At 43.7% G+C, this 231-nt stretch carries 1 protein-coding gene; it reads left to right on the top strand.

Annotation, left to right across the window (positions count from 1 at the left end):
• Window positions 1-82: 82 nt before the first annotated feature.
• Window positions 83-231: AIPR family protein (locus tag HWE04_RS24655; RefSeq protein ID WP_446719262.1), on the top strand; the 149-nt coding region annotated here is incomplete at its 3' end.

Raw genomic sequence — 231 nt, 5'->3', positions numbered from 1 at the left:
TATTATTTACGAGAATGTCTGCGATATATCAGGCGAAAGTGAAGTAAACAAGAAATAAAAAGGAACACTTGCAGCTGGTAATATTGAGCTGTTCTGTGTCCTGAACAACAGAGTAACCATTGTTGCTACCTCGCTGACTCCAGCTGGTAACCATTTCACTCTGCGAGACTATCAGATCGTTAACGGCTGTCAGACCAGTAACGTCTTACACGGATCACAAACCATCGCCGG

This window comes from Herbaspirillum sp. C7C2 (genome assembly GCF_022627865.1).
Taxonomy (GTDB): Bacteria; Pseudomonadota; Gammaproteobacteria; order Burkholderiales; family Burkholderiaceae_D; genus Herbaspirillum; species Herbaspirillum frisingense.
Note: the sequence above shows the minus strand (reverse complement) of the source record. Positions and strands in the feature narration are given on the sequence as shown.